The sequence below is a fragment of the Paucibacter sp. PLA-PC-4 genome, from assembly GCF_026241155.1.
Taxonomy (GTDB): Bacteria; Pseudomonadota; Gammaproteobacteria; order Burkholderiales; family Burkholderiaceae_C; genus Roseateles_E.
Genome location: NZ_JAPFGP010000014.1, coordinates 37,353 through 52,256 on the forward strand (window position 1 = coordinate 37,353; position 14,904 = coordinate 52,256).

The window sequence follows — 14,904 nt, forward strand, 5'->3', positions numbered from 1 at the left end:
TGACTCCCTACACGTCGAGCAGAGGCCGGTGCTTGATGTGCCGCGCGAAGACCTGCATGAACTGCGGATCAACGCGCGCCCCCCAGACGGCCAGTGAATGACCGACGATCCAGAGCACCAGCCCAGGAATCCAGAGTTGCAGGCCCAGCCCGACGGCGGCGGCCAGCGTGCCATTGGCGATCGCCACGGTGCGTGGCGCGCCGCCGAGCAGGATGGGCTCGGTCAGCGAGCGGTGCAGCGGCACTTCGAAGCCAAGGGCAGTGCCTGGTGCGAAGGCCGATGCCCCTTGAGGCGCTCCGCTCATACGACGGCCCCGCCCGAGAAGCTGAAGAAACTCAGGAAGAACGAGGACGCGGCGAACGCGATCGACAGGCCGAAGACGATCTGGATCAGCTTGCGGAAGCCGCCCGAGGTGTCGCCGAAGGCCAGGGCCAGGCCGGTCGAGATGATGATGATCACCGCGACGATGCGGGCCACCGGTCCCTGGATCGATTCGAGGATGGAGGTCAGCGGTGCTTCCCACGGCATGCTGGAGCCGGCGGCACGCGCGGTGCCAGCCAGGCTCAGCATCACCGCGGCGGCAACGAGCCCGTTCTGAGCCGGGCGCGCAAGATCGCGCAGGCGCGAGGACACGGAGCGCGCGACACGCAGGGTGCGCACGAGCGGGTTTGCGGAAATACGGAAAGCAGGAACGTTCATCTGCGTCATGGCAGTTCTCCAGGGTGGTTGAGGGACGGGGAATGAGTGACGGAGGCCGTAGCCGGCTCGTCGGGATGGGATTTGGAGAGAGGCGGTTGGTCGATCTCGGGGAACGGCGCCTCCAGTGCATCGACCAGCTGGTAGCCCGCCTGGTCGAAGCCGACGACGCGGGCGATGCGTTCGATGCGGCGCTTGCGGCCGCGGCCGGCGATATGGATCACCACGTTGACCGCTTCGGCGATCAGGGCGCGCGGCGGGTTCACCGCCACTTCGAGGATGAGTTGCTCCAGGCGCAGCAGCGCGCCCAACGCGGAGCCGGCGTGGATGGTGGCGATGCCACCCGGATGACCCGTGCCCCAGACCTTGATGAGGTCCAGTGCTTCGGGGCCACGCACTTCGCCGACAACCACGCGGTCCGGCCGCAGGCGCATGGACGAGCGCACCAGCTCGGTCATCGACACCACGCCCTGGCGCGTGCGCAGCGGCACGTGGTCGCGGGCGGCGCACTGCAGCTCCACCGTGTCTTCCAGCACCAGCACACGGTCGCCCGTGGCGGCGATCTCGGCCAGCAGCGCGTTGGCCAGCGTCGTCTTGCCTGTGCTGGTGCCACCGGCGACCAGGATGTTCTGGCGCTCGCGCACGGCGCGCACCAGCAGGCCCGCCTGGGCGGCGGTCATCATGCCGTCGGCGACGTAGCGCGACAGCGGGATCACACCCATGGCGCGCTTGCGCAACGCGAAGGCCGGCCCAGGCGCAGCGGGCGGCAGGATGCCCTCGAAGCGTTCGCCCGTCTCGGGCAGTTCGGCGGACAACAGCGGCTGGCCACGGTGCACCTCGGCGCCGACGTGGGCCGCCACCAGCCGAATGATGCGTTCGCCATCGGCTTCGGACAGCTCCACCCCCATGGGTGCTCGGCCCGAGGACAGGCGGTCGATCCACAAGGATCGATCCGGATTGAGCATGATCTCCACCACGTCCGGGTCTTCCAACGCGGTGGCGATCAGCGGCCCCATGGCCGTGCGCAGCATCTGGATGCGGCGGTCCAGCGAGGTGGCCGTGAAGGAGGATGGAACGGCGCTCATGGGGCACGCTCCTGGGCTTCGGCCGAGACCGCCTCGTCGGCCATCCGCGTTGGGTCTGGGTGCAGTTCCTCGACCACGTCGCGCACCAGACTGCGCCCGCGCAGCAGGTGGCGGCCGAGTTGTTCAACAAACTGCTCGAAGCGGGCCTTGCCCTGCGCGCGGGCAGCATCTTGGTGCGCTTCGGGCACCGGCGTGCTGACGGTGAGGAAGTAGCGCACGTACAGCGCCAGGGTCTCGATCAGGATGTTCTGGTCGCGCTCCAGGCGCTCGGCCTGGCGAGACAGGCGGTCCAGCCGCTTGGCAATGGCCGCTTCGCGTTGGTCGCCAGCATCCGGGGACAGCCAGGACGCCAGGGCCGCGGCGACGATCGACGACTTGGAAACGCCTTTCTTGGCGGCCAGCTCGTCCAGGCGCTTGGCGTGCTCGGGCTGGATGAACAGGTTCAAACGGTGTTGGGTCATAGGTCGATGCCGTCGTCGGGGTCGAGAGAAGCCAATCGGGCCGTGCGCTGCAGGGCCGGATCGAGCTGGCGAGGAAGGGAAAGCGGCATGTCGTCGTCATCGAGCAGCGCGAGGTCGCCCGTGGGCACGGACGGCTCGGGCTCGTAGGCGACGGTGTCGGAGAGTTCGGGCTGGCGGCGCGGGCCGCCGTCGTCGGCGCTGCCCAGCGCATTGGTGAATGCCGCAGCCGGTGCGGCAGGCACGGCTGGGATGGCCAGGCTGCTCCAGTCGTCGGGGCGCGCAGGCGGCACGTCGACGTAGCGGCCAGCAGCAAGCACGGGCGGCGGCAACACGCGGTGCTGGAAATTTGCGTCCGCGTAGTAGCGCAGCTTCCTGGCCTTGATCGGGGCCACGCTGGAAACCATCACCACCGCCTCATCGGGCGGCAGTTGCATCACCTCGCCGGGCGTGAGCAGCGGACGGGCCGTTTCCTGCCGCGACACCATCAGATGGCCCAGCCAGGGCGACAGACGGTGGCCGGCGTAGTTGCGCTGCGCGCGCAGCTCAGTCGCGGTGCCCAGTGTTTCGGAGATGCGCTTGGCCGTGCGTTCGTCGTTGGTGGCGAAGGTCACCCGCACATGGCAGTTGTCCAGGATCGAATGGTTCTGGCCGTAGGCCTTGTCGATCTGGTTCAGGCTCTGCGCGATCAGGAAGCTGCGGATGCCGTACCCGGCCATGAAGGCCAGCGCGGTTTCGAAGAAGTCCAGGCGCCCGAGTGCCGGGAACTCGTCGAGCATCAAGAGCAGCTTGTGGCGACGCTCGATGCCGTCGGAGCCGTCGAGCGATTCGGTGAGGCGCCGGCCGATCTGGTTGAGGATCAGGCGGATCAGCGGCTTGGTGCGGCTGATGTCGGAAGGCGGCACCACCAGATACAGCGAGACGGGGTGCTCAGTGGAAATGAGGTCGGCAATTCGCCAGTCGCAGCGTGAGGTGACTTCGGCCACCGTGGGATCGCGGTACAGGCCGAGGAAGGACATGGCCGTGGACAGCACGCCCGAGCGTTCGTTGTCGCTCTTGTTGAGGACTTCGCGCGCGGCGGATGCAACGACCGGGTGCGGACCTCCACCATCCCCGTTGACGAGGTGCGGCGTGGTCATCATCCGGTGCAGGGTCAGCTCGAAAGGGCAGGCCGGGTCGGAGAGAAAGTTGGCGACGCCGCGCAGCGTCTTGTCTTCACCGGCGTAGAGCACATGCAGGATGGCGCCCACCAGCAGCGCGTGGCTGGTCTTCTCCCAATGGTTGCGGCGTTCCAATGCGCCTTCGGGATCCACCAGGATGTCGGCGATGTTCTGTACGTCGCGCACTTCATGCGCGCCACGGCGGACTTCTAGCAGTGGGTTGTACGCCGCTGACTTCGCATCGGTCGGGTTGAACAGCAGACAATGCGAGAAGCGTGAGCGCCAGCCGGCGGTGATCTGCCAGTTCTCACCCTTGATGTCGTGGATGACGGCAGAGGCTGGCCAGGACAGCAGCGTCGGAACGACCAGGCCCACGCCCTTGCCCGAGCGCGTCGGTGCGAAGGTCAGGACGTGCTCCGGACCGTCGTGACGCAGGTACTGTTGGTCATGCTGGCCGAGAAAGACGCCGGCGGGCTGCGTGAGCCCGGCCTGGCGGATGTCGTCCGCATTGGCCCAGCGCGCCGTGCCGTACGTCGTGACGCGCTTCGCCTGCCGCGAGCGCCAGACCGACATTGCGATGGCGACCAGCACCGCGAACAGGCCGCTGCTGGCGGCGATCATGCCGCCCGTGTCGAACACGAGCGGCGCATAGGCATCGAAGAAGAACCACCACTCGAACAAGCGCCAGGGGTGGTACACGGGCATGCCGTGCAGATCGAACCAGGGCGAGCCCAGGCGTGGCTGATAGCCCAGGGCAGCGGCGGTCCACTGCGTGGCACCCCATACGCCGGCGATCACGATGCCGATGACGGCGGCGATCTGTCCGACGAGAACGCCCTGATGGCTTGCGCCTTGAGCTTGTTGCATCGCCTGGCCTCCGATTCCTTGGGCTGATCTGGCGATCAGCGGCGGCACAACAACGTGCCGCAGGCATCACGATCGGGTGCCGGTACGGTGCCGGTCAAAGACCGTTATCGGGAGCAAGGTGATGCGAAAAGCAAGCTCGCACGCATTGGCTAGTTCCAGGAATACGCCGCAAACGCGGGCGCGCTGCGGCGTGTCGAGAGAGAAATTTTGCCGGCTGCGGTTTGCAGGCGACAGTCAGAACTTTGGAGAAGATGCCGGTGGCGTGTACGGCACCTTGCCATCGCCGAAGAAGCGCAGGTTCGTGGCCTCGGCCACGCGGTTGCACAGCACGTCGCCCAGCTTGGCGCGGTTGGTCTTGCACTGCTCACGCAGTGCCTTCAAACGCGCCGGATCGGACGCGAGTTCTTCTACGCTGGGGATGGATGTATTGGGTGGTGCCTCGGATTGACCGCAGCCGGTGAGCAGCACGGCCAGCATCAATGGGGCGATGACTTTCATGGCTCAGCTCCTTCGTCGACGCTGTTCTCTCCTGCAGATACCGTCAGCTCTTTGTCTTCCGGTGTCCCCAATCCGCGCACTCGCTCAATGAACCGGCACAACGCCTCCGACGCATCTCCTTCCCTGCGCAGCAGGTAAGTCGTCAACAAGGGTGAGCGGCCTTCTAGCGGCCGAGCGACCACGCCGGGCTCTCTGCTGGATACGATGTACGGTTGCCCCGCAAAGCCCAATGCGAAGCCCGCTGATACCAGCGCCATCATCAGGTCGAACGAAGCCACGCGTTCGGCAATCAGCGGCTCCATGTCCACGCGGCGAAGCACCCGATCCACCTGCCGCGCGTGCCCCTCGCACGCATGCGGGCAGCAGAGTACCAATGGGTAGCGCAGCACCTCGCGCAAGGGAATGCGCTTGTGCTGGAGCAACGGATGACGGGCCGGAACGGCCACCATCAATGGGTCGCTCCAGATGGCTTCGGCAACGATACCTTCTCCCACCTCATCGGACTGCACGAAGCCAATGTCATAGAGGTCGTCGTGCAGGCCCCTGATCTGCTGAGAGAGCGGCACCTCGAACAGACGGATCTCGATTTCCGGCTCTTCCTCTCTGCACAATGCCAGCAAGGCCGGCAGGCGTGACGGCGTGATGCCGTCGGAGAGGGCGATGCGAAGTTGGCCGTTGAAGCCATGGGCCGCCGCCTTCACGCTGTCGCGGGCCTGCTGCAGCGCCATGAAGATACGCGGTACATGCTCCAGGAACAGCTTGCCCGCCCGTGTCAGCCGGGTGCTGCGGCTGGTGCGAACAAACAACTGCTCGCCCAGGTCTTCTTCCAGTTCCTTGATCGTGCGAGACAACGGCGACTGCTCGATGTGCAGTCGCTCTGCGGCGCGTGCGAAGTGAAGCTCTTCAGCCACAGCAAGGAAACAGCGAAGGTGGCGCAGCTCCATCATTCGTTTCGCTATTAGACATTGCTGCTGCGCTTCGGCGATACGGGGACTGCCAACAAGGCTGCAAAAGCGATGACGCCCCATGTGATCGGCCATGAACTCGCAGACAGCAGAAGAGGAATCAACGCCGGCGTGATGAACGCTGATGCAAAGATGGTCATGCCGATGACGCCCAATGCCGTCCCCGCACGCGTCGCGCCAGCCATGGTGGCAATCTCTGTATAGGCCACACCGTGCCAAGCGCTGGCCGCCAGTCCGCTAAGAAACAGCAGTGATGCAACCCAATAGATGCTTGCGTCCGCAAAAAGTGCTAGGGCCAATGTAGATGCGGCAGCGAGCAAGCCAATCGCTCGCACAAGGGTTCGGCGGTCGGCCCCGCGGTCGGAGTAGTGGCCAATCACGATACGGGCAATTGACCCCGAGACTTGGACAACGACGATTACGCCCGAGATCAAGGCAAGCCCGGCCGCCTTATGGTCATGCAGGAAAATGCCCCCGAAGGCAAGGACCGCGATCTGCGGTGCGGTCAGCAGACCGCTGGCAATGGCCAGACGCCAGACATCAAGGCGGTATAGCGGTGTCGGCCCATTCGCAACTTGGTTGGATATGGATACTTCGGGCAGGGGTTGCTCATGCAACCAAAACCATGTTGCCAGCGCGCTTAGGACGCAAAATACGGCCAATACGCCGAACACCGCTTGAAAGCCGAAGCGCTGGGCCAACCAGGGTAACAGTGCCGCCCCAACGGCACCGCCGGCAGGAATCGCCGTCTGGCGGATGCTCATGGCCAACCCGCGTTTGCCGTCTGTGAACCAACCCATGATGGCCCTTCCCGAGGATGAGTTGACGCTGCCTCCAAGGATGCCTACCAGCACGAGACCCGCTCCAAGGAGCAGGTAGCTGGGCACCTTCGAGCCAGTGGGCACCACCAGCATTGCTAGCGACAGCAGAGCAGCTCCGGTCGTAAGTAATCCTGTCAGCAACACTTTGCGGTCTCCAAACCGATCGGTTAGCAGCCCCCAAATGACTTCCGAGAACGTCACACCCAAGGCCATGCATCCGAGTACAAGGCCAAGTTGCCCGGTCGTCATCTGATACGCACTGCGCATCAACACACCGGTGACCGGCAAGCCTGAAAACGCAGCGGCAAAGCTCGCCTGTGCGGCAACACCGATGGAAAGGATCACCCACCGATAGCGCGCACCAAACCGATCGGTCGAGAGAACGGAGGAAGGCAGAAATTTTTGAGAACTCACAGATCGCTCCTGTACCAACTAGTATGTTCAGGATAACACGAAAACGCACTAGTAGGTACAATTCAGGTGATGAGCACATCCATCGACAAATTGATCGAGACGACGCAAGCCCTTCTCTGGGAGCGTGGCTACGTAGGCACCAGCCCTCGAGCCATACAGGATCGAGCAGGGATTGGCCAAGGCAGCATGTATCACCATTTCCGAACCAAGGCCGCGCTGGCACAGGCGGCTGAGGAGCGCTCTGCTGCCGAAATGATCGAGGAAGTCCGCCAGTTGCTTGACGGCCCGGGTGAACCACTAGCTCGGGTGCGGGCCTACCTGAAGCTTGAACGCGATGTCCTCAAGGGCTGTCGCATCGGTCGCTTGACCGCCGACCCGGACGTGGTTGCCGACGCAGCCTTGCGCAAACCGCTGGAAGACGCCTTTGCGTGGGTCAGCGCACGTTTAACGGCACTTCTACGCGATGCCCAGAGCGACGGGAACCTTCCCCTCGGGCTTGATCCGAAGGCCCTGGCGTTCACGGTGCTGGCTGTCCGCCAGGGAGGGTATGTCCTGGCGCGTGCCGCGAATTCAACCGAACCCTACGAGCGGGCAGTCGAAGGGCTCGTCTCGTTGCTTGGCAATTAGGCGGCGTCTAAAGTTCGGAGCGGCATGCAAGTCGAAATGCTGGCTCTTGCTCGGAGCGTCGCGCTGACGCCGACGGCGTTGATGTATCTCGTCTCGCGCCTTCCGATCCATGCTGGCTGGCCTTCCTTCGGTTGGGTGGGGTGGGTGTTTTGTACCCAACCATCCTATCGAGCTGAGGTCAGCCTCCTCTCTTTGCCTTCAAGCACTTATTCGCGGCGGCAATGGCCAAGATGCCCAAGTAAGTGCCATTCGGGTCAGGCCGATCTGAGGTGCTGGTCAATGAGAGGCGCGACAGTAATGGCTTTAGCATTGGCGAGATCATGTGAGCCGCCCGCAATGACGTGCAGGCTAGAACGGGGCAGCACCTGTGCGAGCCGTCTTCCGACAGCCACTGGACTGATGGGATCCGCATCGCCCCAAAGAAGGAGAGTGGGTGCTAGAACTGAACTTAGTTCTGGGGCTAGGTCCGGCTGCGGCTCGGCGAACCAGCGCGGAACAGTTGGGTTAGATTCAAAGAACGAGGAGCGCCAGTCCTCTGCCCCGAGGTTCGTAAGATCAACGCCGCCGGATGTGACCGTGAGCACTAGATGCGTGACGAGTTGGGGGCGCTGAAGCGCGGCGCGGAGGGCGATTACACCGCCCATTGACTGCGCGAGCAGTGCTGTCGGTCGGTCAATTTCCGCCACGACTCTGGCCACAAGGTCATCTATGCCTCGGACACCAGGCTCGGCTGGCGTAGAGCCGAAACCGGGCCATCCACAGAAGACTCGAACGGCGGGAAGGTCGAGTAGTTCGGACACAGGCTTCCAGAACGCCGTATTGCCAGACGCACCGGGAAGAAAGAGGAGCTTGGAGGGCATGGGGCGTGATTCGAGCGGCCTAACGGGGCTGTGCAAAACCCCAAGTCCAGCCGCAGCCTGGCGCACGAATTCGGCTTTCTGGATCGCCATGTGTGGCCCCCCTGATGTCGTTCACGGTTGATTGCCCCGTCTGATCGGGCCTCAGGACCTCATTTTGGCACCAAACAAGACCCGCACCGTGCGCGGACTCAATGAGCGCTGCAGCAGCAGGTACGGGCCAAAGAACTCCTGGACCAGCGCTGCGAAGGTCGGCGATGCCCAGTCGATGTCACTGAATTCGAGGGCGACGACCTCGCTGCGGCGAAGTCCCAGATCGACGACGCAGCGCATGATCGCGAGGCAGCGCAGCCGGGAGGGCAAATCCGATGGGAACGCATCGAACAGACGTTCGACCTCCGTGGGCAGCAAGGTCTGGGGCAGCGCTGCCAGCCGCTAGTTGGCCGGCGAGGCGACCAGTGCCAGCAGATGTTCGACGCGCCCGCCCTCGAAGGCACGAAAGCGCAGCCAACTGTGCGCGGCCGACGTCGTGACAACGGCGCTGGCCGGCGTCATCCGAGAATGGACGGATCAGGCCAGTGTGATCACGCCGGCCTCGCACACGCGCTGCCACGGCAGGCCCAGCACCAGGGCATCGAGCTGTTCTCGCGTGAGCGACTGCGGTGCCCATTGCGCCGAGCGTTGTGCAGACCTTCCCTATCAAGTGCCTTGCGGAAGAACTCGGCTATGCGAATCCTTCAGCACTAACGCGCGCATTTGCGGCCAAGGTCGGAATGTCCCCACGCGACGGGTTGTCGCAAACGGGTTCTTGAGAGCTTGACCCAGCTCAAATAGCGGGGCCGAGCTTCCGCCCGATTTCCCACGACACCCTGCCGCCGCCCATCGTCGCGGCAAGCTGCTGTCCGAGTCGCTGCTCGATCACGGGCTTCCACGGCACGAGGCTAAATCCCATGCCGTCTTCGAGCATCGCGTAGCGCCCGCTGGCAAGCATGACGCTGCGCCGGTAGATGCCTGCCACACGCCGCCCGTCGGTTACGGGTCGATGCTCTAGCCCCGTTTCGGCGGCAATGTCTTTCGCGGCCTGCGCCAGTTCCCGATTACGCAGCGTGCCCAGCAGGTTGCGTGCAAGGACCACGCGCTGCCCGCGCCGCTCGGCCAGTCCCTGTTCGGCCATGAAGTCGGCGCGCTGTTGCAGGGCGTTCTTCACCTCGCCGCCAAAGCCCAGGTTGCCCAGCCCCTTGCCGCCACCGATCAACTGTTGATCCAGCCAAGTCGCGCCGATCACCCGCGCCTGCCGCTCGATGGGCAGGTGCGATTTCAGTTCCACCGCCACGCCGCCCAGCCGCTGCGCGTCGTACTGGCGGCCACGCTCGGCCAGGTCATCCGGCACCTTCCATAAGCCATCGGCGACGCGCTCTACGATGCCGGCACGGCGCAGGGCTTCCAATCGGCGGACGTGAGCTGCGACGACTTCCTGCGGATCGCGGCCCGACACGGCCTGGCCTTGCGCTAAGGCGAGGTGATCGGTGGTGCGGTACAAGCCATCGCTCGCCAAGGCGCCAATAGTCCTATCAGCCGCGCGCACCTCGACTGAACCCTTGACCTCCACCACCGCGCCCGTGGGATAGTTGCCGGGTTCGTCGCGAGCATTGAGCGCGACGTAGTGCGCCTTACCGTCCACACCGTCGATGACCAGATAGCCCCGGTCGCGCAACTCGTCGGCCAGCCCTTTCGCGGCCACGCGGCCGAGGATAGTTCGGCCATCATCCCCAGGCTCGAACACCGCCAGCTCGCGCGGCCGGCCGCTCATGGTCCGCTGCATGGTACGGATGATGTCGCCACGTTCGCCCAGAGCGCGCAAAGTCTTCTGGGCGTCCCGTTGGATGGCCCAGGTGCCGGGCTGTACCTCGTCGGCCAAGCCCAGGCGTTGCAGGCGCTGCAACCGGCCGATCAACAGCAGGCGCTGGCGTTGCAACCGGGGCTTGCTAAAACGTTCGATCTGCACCCGGCCGTCCTCACCGGCCTCGCGTTGTAGCGTGCCATCCAGGCTCGTCCACCGCTCTTGCTCCACCTCGCGCTGCAGGGTCTGCTGGATCTCCAGCTCGGTGCGCGGCCCCAGCCATTCCGTCGCCAGTTCAGCGGCGCGATGACGGAAGCCGTGGGCAATGTAGTCGCCCGCGATGATGAGGTCTTTGCCGGTGTCGTCGCGACCGCGCACGATCAAGTGCGTGTGTGGGTTGTCGGTGTTCCAGTGATCTACCGCCACCCAATCCAGCCGCGTGCCCAAGTCGGCTTCCATGCGGCCTATGAGGTGCCGGGTGTAGGTGCGCAGGTTATCCAGTTCGGCTCCATCCTCTGGCGAGACGATGAAGCGGAAATGGTGCCGATTGTCGGCACAGCGTTCCTTGAAGGCGTCGAGATCGGCTTCGTCGGTCTGCGGTCCGTAGGCCCGGCCCGGTTCGCCATCGCGACCTGCGCCGTCGCGCTCGATGTAGCGCAGGTGCTTGGCGAGCGATTGCGGACTGGCCCGCTGCTGGTTGACCAGCAGCGTCTTGATCGCCACGCGCCGCGACATCGGTGTGAGATCCGCCCCAGCAAAGCGCGCCGCCGTGTAGCCGCGTCCAAGCCGTGAACCGGGCCATTGGCCTGCGCGCGCGCCGCTGGCATAGGCTGTGAAATGGCGCACCGACGACTTGCCGCCGCTCGCCTTGCCCGCCTGCTTGAGCACCTTGGAAACGAAGCTCTGACCTTGACCCTTGCCTCGGTTCTTCGGGGCACTCGGGCGCACGCGGAAATCATCATCGCGGCGACTGCTCATGACTGCGCTCCCTGCAAGCTATGGCGTGTCCCGTCGTGCGAAGCACGCGGACAGGCCTGCATTGGCGCGGCCCTCCCGCCCCACGCGGCACGGCGGCGAAGCTGCTCCGTGCCGCGCCCACCACACGTGCAGACTGGCTTCCGACGCGACCCCGTGCCGCGTCCTTTTGTCTTGCCTTCCGCCTTTGCCCTCCGCTTCCGCTCCGGGCCTCGGCGTCCCGGCGGCGCTGTGCTGCTTGCAGCAAGCCCGCCGACGAACGCAGCCAGGGCCACAGGCCCAGCGCCTTCGAGGCAAGACGTCTGCACATGGAAAGGCAGCGCCGAATACAGCCCGAAGTGCAGCGCGGATACGCTCGCACTGCACGCGCGATGACACGGCGACGGACAGCAGAACGACCCGTCCGATGGCACGACGAGATGAACGACCACGTGCAGCGAGTCGGCGGCCATCATGGGCGCTTCTCCAGCCAGACCGGATGTGCAACGCCGATCACGGCGGATGCATTGACCGGCCCAAAATACCGGCTATCGAATGAGGCCGGATTGGTCACGCTCAAGAGGAACAGTTCGCCAGGCCCAAGCTGGCGGCACTGCTGCCAGGATGGCAGCGGGCGACCCAGCCGATCAGCAGGTAGCACGGCGGCCACCGGCACACCGTCGATCCATACCAACGCATCGAACACGCATACAGTCTGCGGCGCGACGGCCCCCACGCGCTTGAGCAAAGGCACGCGCGCTGGCAGGTAGCCGCGCTGCGCAGCCAGCGTCGCGGCATCTGTCGGCAGCTTGGTCAGGACGATGCTGCCCACAGGTATGGAAGGTGGTGGGCGCTGTGGCAGTGAGCTAACTCTGTGACCCAGCGGATCGACGCAATACCAGCCGACGGCCACGCTGTCGGACGGGTTGTAGATCAGGCGTGGCAACGGATGCACGAAGGACGCCCAGGCCAGCGCGGCGAAACCGCAGACGGACATGCCCGCCAGCACAATGCGAGAGCGAGGACGCGGCGCGGTGCCGCCAACTGAAACGGCCGTCATGACAGTGCCCTCCCGGTGAGCCAGGCGGCATGCCGCTCGGCGGTGTATTCGGGCAGCGGTGAGCGCGCGGCGAGCCGGTTGGCGAGCGTGCGCCAATACGCGGGGGAGACAGCAACGGGTGCGATGCCCAGGGCCTCGATGCCATCGATGCGCTGCAGCACCGCACGCACTTGATCCTCACTCTCGGCGTGCAGCAGCAGGCGCGCGCCCGGCTGCACACCGAAGATGCGCTGCACCGCATCGAGCGGCGTGGCGGTTTGCATCACCATGAGCTGCCAACGGACAGTGCCGTAGTCATTGGCCTGCCATCGGACCCGACAGAGCACCGCATTCGGCATGAACACCGCGCAGCGCCGCCAGCGGTCGAGTTGGATCGTGCGCGTGGGTTCACCGAAGCGCAGATAGAGCTTGAAGCGCGGTTCGATGTAGGCCAGCGCCACGCGTGTCAGCGACGTTGCCGCAGGCCGGCCGGGTGGCGCTCCAAGTGACAGCGGCGGCGCTTGCGTGGCAGCATCGGCGTCAGGCAAAGCGGATGCATTCATGCGGTGTTCTCCTTGCGGTGTTCCGGAAACTCCCGCTCCAGCAGGACGCGCAGCAGATCGGCCACGGTCACGCCCTGCGTGAAGGCCGAGACCTTGATGCGCGCCCGCATGGCGGGCGTGATGTCTAGAGTCAGGCGAGCGGTGTAGACATCGCCCTTGCCCAGCGCATCGGCGTCTCCCTGACGAATCCACGCCTCGGCGTGCGGATTCGCGGGCGGACGCGCGCCGATGCCGACGCGCTTGGCCGGCCGTTTGCTGCTGTTTTGTGGTTTCTCCGTCATGTCGGCCACCGCAGCAGTTCATCCACCAGCGCAGTGATCTCGCGAGCCGCGGCGCTGTCCGGCGCCGTCTCGCGCGCCAGCCGCCCAGCGGCCACGCTGTCGGCAAAGACGATGCGCTGGTGCACTTCCGCGCGCAACGCAGTAATTGGCTGCTCTGCAAGCGCTTGGCGCGCCTCGCGCCCGATCACGGTGGTGCTGACGCGACGGTTGATGACGAAGGCCGCGCGCAGCAGCGGCCGGAACACCTGCGCCTCGCGGATCAGCGCCACCATCTCGGCGCTGGCCCACAGGTCGTAGGGGCTGGGCTGCACCGGGACCAGCACGCGCTCGGCCGCCAGCAGCGCGGAGCGCGCCAAGGCGGCGATCCTGGGCGGCCCATCGATGACGACGTGATCGGCCCGCCTGGCGAGTTCTGGCGCTTCCTGGTGCAGCGTCTCTCTCGCGAGACCCACGGCGCTGAACAGCCGTGGCAAGCCTTGCTGGCTTCTGCGCTGCGTCCAGTCCAGCGATGAGCCTTGCGGATCGGCATCGAGCAGCACGACGTGCTGGCCGCGCAGTGCCAGCTCCCCCGCGATGTGGGTGGCGAGCGTGGTCTTACCGACGCCGCCTTTCTGGTTGAGCAGCGCAACGATCATGGCGCGGCCCTCCTTGCTGGAAAGCCTGGCTTCGATCTGCCTGTCCAGCCGTCCTGCATGTGGACAAGGACGGCAGTTCGTGCGTGCCGTTGGGCGGTTGTCCACCGAAACGCGGCGCTGCTACTACAAGAGTTAGAGAATTGGTTAGGAGAGTTAAGGAACCCCGAAACCCGCGCCGGCATTGGCCTGGCGGTCGATTGGCACGCCTGATAGCACGATAGTCCCACGCCTGATAGCACGATACCGGGCACGCCTGATAGCACGAGCCCGTCCACAGGCTGCGCACCAGTTATCCCCGTGCCGTCGCCGGCACGGGTCGAAAGACCAGAAGTTCGTTGCCATTCAGCCGTTCGATGCGCAGGACGTAGCCCGGCAGCGACTGCCGTGCCACCAGCGCGCGCAGGTCGCAGGCAAAGTCGTACGGTTTCGCGGTACTGCCTGATTTGCGGTGCAGATGCCTGAAGTCGAACTTCCAGCCGGCTTCCTGCCGACCGCCGTGCTTGCGCACCAGGCGGTATAGCCATCGCTCGATACCGCCGGTCAGTCGGAAGTACGCCGGATCGATGGTCAAGACCAGTGCCGCATCCAGCACGCCGGCATAGAACCAGTCCGGCAGGATCAGCTCGATGCCCAGCGGCGCGCCGCGGGCGTCTGCCAGCTCCTTCCATTCGTTGATCCACGAAAAGCGGTGCAGGCGCCGTCCAGTCGTTTCCCGGATGGACGTGGCCACCGTGGTGGACTGCAGGCGATCCAAAGCTGCCTTGAGGCGCTGGTAGTCGCGCAGCGATGTACCACGCCCGATGAAGCGCAGGATCTCGTAGGGTGTCGCCTGCATCAGCCGCGAGGGGCGCAGGCCCGCGTCCTTCGCCTCTACGATCTGCGAGGCCGCCCAGATCAGCACATCCGCATCCCAGATCGTGGCGATGCCGTGTTCCAGCGTGCCCTCCACGCGGATCGTCACTGCGCCCGCGCGGAAGTCGATCGGCGCCGTGCGCCGCGACTTCGCCAGCGAGAAGAACGGGAACGCCATCAGGTCCTGGCTGTCGCGCGGCGCCATGTCGCCCGGCAGTGCGCGGAACAGGTCGAGCTGTTCGCGCTCTGGCAGGGATCGCTGTCGAGACGACAGCGCAGGACTGGACATGGG

17 protein-coding genes are annotated in these 14,904 nt (G+C 65.3%); 1 reads left to right on the forward strand and 16 read right to left on the reverse strand.

The genetic code is table 11. The features are described 5' to 3' along the window. Positions 1–7: 7 nt before the first annotated feature. The 8 genes from OOZ63_RS20120 to OOZ63_RS20155 form a co-directional block, all read right to left on the reverse strand. Positions 8–304: a VirB3 family type IV secretion system protein gene (locus OOZ63_RS20120; protein WP_266007393.1), complete on the reverse strand. Its 297-nt coding sequence runs from the start codon at positions 302–304 to the stop codon at positions 8–10. Further along, positions 301–708, reverse strand: coding sequence for a TrbC/VirB2 family protein (locus tag OOZ63_RS20125; protein WP_266007395.1), 408 nt, complete (start codon positions 706–708; stop codon positions 301–303). Before OOZ63_RS20125 ends, OOZ63_RS20120 begins: the two co-directional genes overlap by 4 nt. Then, positions 705–1,781 (reverse strand): P-type conjugative transfer ATPase TrbB, encoded by a 1,077-nt coding sequence (gene trbB / locus OOZ63_RS20130; RefSeq protein ID WP_266007396.1) that lies wholly within the window; start codon positions 1,779–1,781, stop codon positions 705–707. The genes OOZ63_RS20125 and trbB overlap by 4 nt, the downstream gene beginning before the upstream one ends. After that, a complete protein-coding gene (locus OOZ63_RS20135) occupies positions 1,778–2,242 on the reverse strand; it encodes a CopG family transcriptional regulator (protein WP_266007397.1) in 465 nt (154 codons plus the stop codon). Before OOZ63_RS20135 ends, trbB begins: the two co-directional genes overlap by 4 nt. Next, entirely contained in the window at positions 2,239–4,266 is a 2,028-nt protein-coding gene (locus OOZ63_RS20140; protein ID WP_266007535.1) for a conjugal transfer protein TraG, read from the reverse strand. The genes OOZ63_RS20135 and OOZ63_RS20140 overlap by 4 nt, the downstream gene beginning before the upstream one ends. 234 nt (positions 4,267–4,500) lie before the next feature. Continuing rightward, complete coding sequence (locus OOZ63_RS20145) at positions 4,501–4,764, reverse strand: EexN family lipoprotein (protein WP_266007398.1); 264 nt, start codon at positions 4,762–4,764, stop codon at positions 4,501–4,503. After that, positions 4,761–5,708 carry a LysR family transcriptional regulator gene (locus tag OOZ63_RS20150; protein ID WP_266007536.1) on the reverse strand — a complete coding sequence of 316 codons (948 nt, stop codon included), beginning with the start codon at positions 5,706–5,708 and terminating at the stop codon, positions 4,761–4,763. The genes OOZ63_RS20145 and OOZ63_RS20150 overlap by 4 nt, the downstream gene beginning before the upstream one ends. A 14-nt stretch (positions 5,709–5,722) precedes the next feature. Next, positions 5,723–6,964, reverse strand: a complete 1,242-nt coding sequence (locus tag OOZ63_RS20155; protein WP_266007399.1) for an MFS transporter — start codon at positions 6,962–6,964, stop codon at positions 5,723–5,725. Positions 6,965–7,033: 69 nt separating this feature from the next. On the opposite strand from OOZ63_RS20155, the gene OOZ63_RS20160 reads away from it, so the two are divergent. Next, positions 7,034–7,591: a TetR/AcrR family transcriptional regulator gene (locus tag OOZ63_RS20160; protein ID WP_266007400.1), complete on the forward strand. Its 558-nt coding sequence runs from the start codon at positions 7,034–7,036 to the stop codon at positions 7,589–7,591. A 254-nt stretch (positions 7,592–7,845) separates the two neighbouring features. Here the strand turns inward: OOZ63_RS20160 and OOZ63_RS20165 are convergent, their stop codons facing one another. From OOZ63_RS20165 to OOZ63_RS20205, 8 genes are all read right to left on the reverse strand, one after another. Continuing rightward, positions 7,846–8,451 carry an alpha/beta fold hydrolase gene (locus OOZ63_RS20165; protein WP_266007401.1) on the reverse strand — a complete coding sequence of 202 codons (606 nt, stop codon included), beginning with the start codon at positions 8,449–8,451 and terminating at the stop codon, positions 7,846–7,848. A gap of 141 nt (positions 8,452–8,592) precedes the next feature. Continuing rightward, a complete protein-coding gene (locus OOZ63_RS20170) occupies positions 8,593–8,859 on the reverse strand; it encodes a hypothetical protein (RefSeq protein WP_266007402.1) in 267 nt (88 codons plus the stop codon). A gap of 415 nt (positions 8,860–9,274) precedes the next feature. Beyond that, positions 9,275–11,266, reverse strand: a complete 1,992-nt coding sequence (locus OOZ63_RS20180) for a relaxase/mobilization nuclease and DUF3363 domain-containing protein (RefSeq protein WP_266007403.1) — start codon at positions 11,264–11,266, stop codon at positions 9,275–9,277. 448 nt (positions 11,267–11,714) lie between these two features. After that, entirely contained in the window at positions 11,715–12,302 is a 588-nt protein-coding gene (locus OOZ63_RS20185) for a S26 family signal peptidase (protein ID WP_266007404.1), read from the reverse strand. After that, positions 12,299–12,844 (reverse strand): DUF2840 domain-containing protein, encoded by a 546-nt coding sequence (locus OOZ63_RS20190; protein ID WP_266007405.1) that lies wholly within the window; start codon positions 12,842–12,844, stop codon positions 12,299–12,301. Before OOZ63_RS20190 ends, OOZ63_RS20185 begins: the two co-directional genes overlap by 4 nt. After that, on the reverse strand, positions 12,841–13,125 hold the full coding sequence (locus OOZ63_RS20195; RefSeq protein WP_266007538.1) for a chromosome partitioning protein ParB: 285 nt from the start codon (positions 13,123–13,125) through the stop codon (positions 12,841–12,843). The genes OOZ63_RS20190 and OOZ63_RS20195 overlap by 4 nt, the downstream gene beginning before the upstream one ends. Next, entirely contained in the window at positions 13,122–13,760 is a 639-nt protein-coding gene (gene parA / locus OOZ63_RS20200; RefSeq protein ID WP_266007406.1) for a ParA family partition ATPase, read from the reverse strand. Before parA ends, OOZ63_RS20195 begins: the two co-directional genes overlap by 4 nt. 289 nt (positions 13,761–14,049) lie before the next feature. Further along, positions 14,050–14,901, reverse strand: a complete 852-nt coding sequence (locus OOZ63_RS20205; RefSeq protein WP_266007407.1) for a replication initiator protein A — start codon at positions 14,899–14,901, stop codon at positions 14,050–14,052. Between the last annotated feature and the right edge of the window lie 3 nt (positions 14,902–14,904).

Excerpts from the sequence above, each read along its gene's own strand:
- OOZ63_RS20120 (WP_266007393.1), bottom strand. The coding sequence starts at position 304 with ATGAGCGGAGCGCCTCAAGGGGCATCGGCCTTCGCACCAGGCACTGCC.
- OOZ63_RS20125 (WP_266007395.1), bottom strand. The coding sequence starts at position 708 with ATGACGCAGATGAACGTTCCTGCTTTCCGTATTTCCGCAAACCCGCTC.
- trbB (WP_266007396.1), bottom strand. The coding sequence starts at position 1,781 with ATGAGCGCCGTTCCATCCTCCTTCACGGCCACCTCGCTGGACCGCCGC.
- OOZ63_RS20135 (WP_266007397.1), bottom strand. The coding sequence starts at position 2,242 with ATGACCCAACACCGTTTGAACCTGTTCATCCAGCCCGAGCACGCCAAG.
- OOZ63_RS20140 (WP_266007535.1), bottom strand. The coding sequence starts at position 4,266 with ATGCAACAAGCTCAAGGCGCAAGCCATCAGGGCGTTCTCGTCGGACAG.
- OOZ63_RS20145 (WP_266007398.1), bottom strand. The coding sequence starts at position 4,764 with ATGAAAGTCATCGCCCCATTGATGCTGGCCGTGCTGCTCACCGGCTGC.
- OOZ63_RS20150 (WP_266007536.1), bottom strand. The coding sequence starts at position 5,708 with ATGGAGCTGCGCCACCTTCGCTGTTTCCTTGCTGTGGCTGAAGAGCTT.
- OOZ63_RS20160 (WP_266007400.1), top strand. The coding sequence starts at position 7,034 with ATGAGCACATCCATCGACAAATTGATCGAGACGACGCAAGCCCTTCTC.
- OOZ63_RS20165 (WP_266007401.1), bottom strand. The coding sequence starts at position 8,451 with ATGCCCTCCAAGCTCCTCTTTCTTCCCGGTGCGTCTGGCAATACGGCG.
- OOZ63_RS20180 (WP_266007403.1), bottom strand. The coding sequence starts at position 11,266 with ATGAGCAGTCGCCGCGATGATGATTTCCGCGTGCGCCCGAGTGCCCCG.
- OOZ63_RS20185 (WP_266007404.1), bottom strand. The coding sequence starts at position 12,302 with ATGACGGCCGTTTCAGTTGGCGGCACCGCGCCGCGTCCTCGCTCTCGC.
- OOZ63_RS20190 (WP_266007405.1), bottom strand. The coding sequence starts at position 12,844 with ATGAATGCATCCGCTTTGCCTGACGCCGATGCTGCCACGCAAGCGCCG.
- OOZ63_RS20195 (WP_266007538.1), bottom strand. The coding sequence starts at position 13,125 with ATGACGGAGAAACCACAAAACAGCAGCAAACGGCCGGCCAAGCGCGTC.
- parA (WP_266007406.1), bottom strand. The coding sequence starts at position 13,760 with ATGATCGTTGCGCTGCTCAACCAGAAAGGCGGCGTCGGTAAGACCACG.
- OOZ63_RS20205 (WP_266007407.1), bottom strand. The coding sequence starts at position 14,901 with ATGTCCAGTCCTGCGCTGTCGTCTCGACAGCGATCCCTGCCAGAGCGC.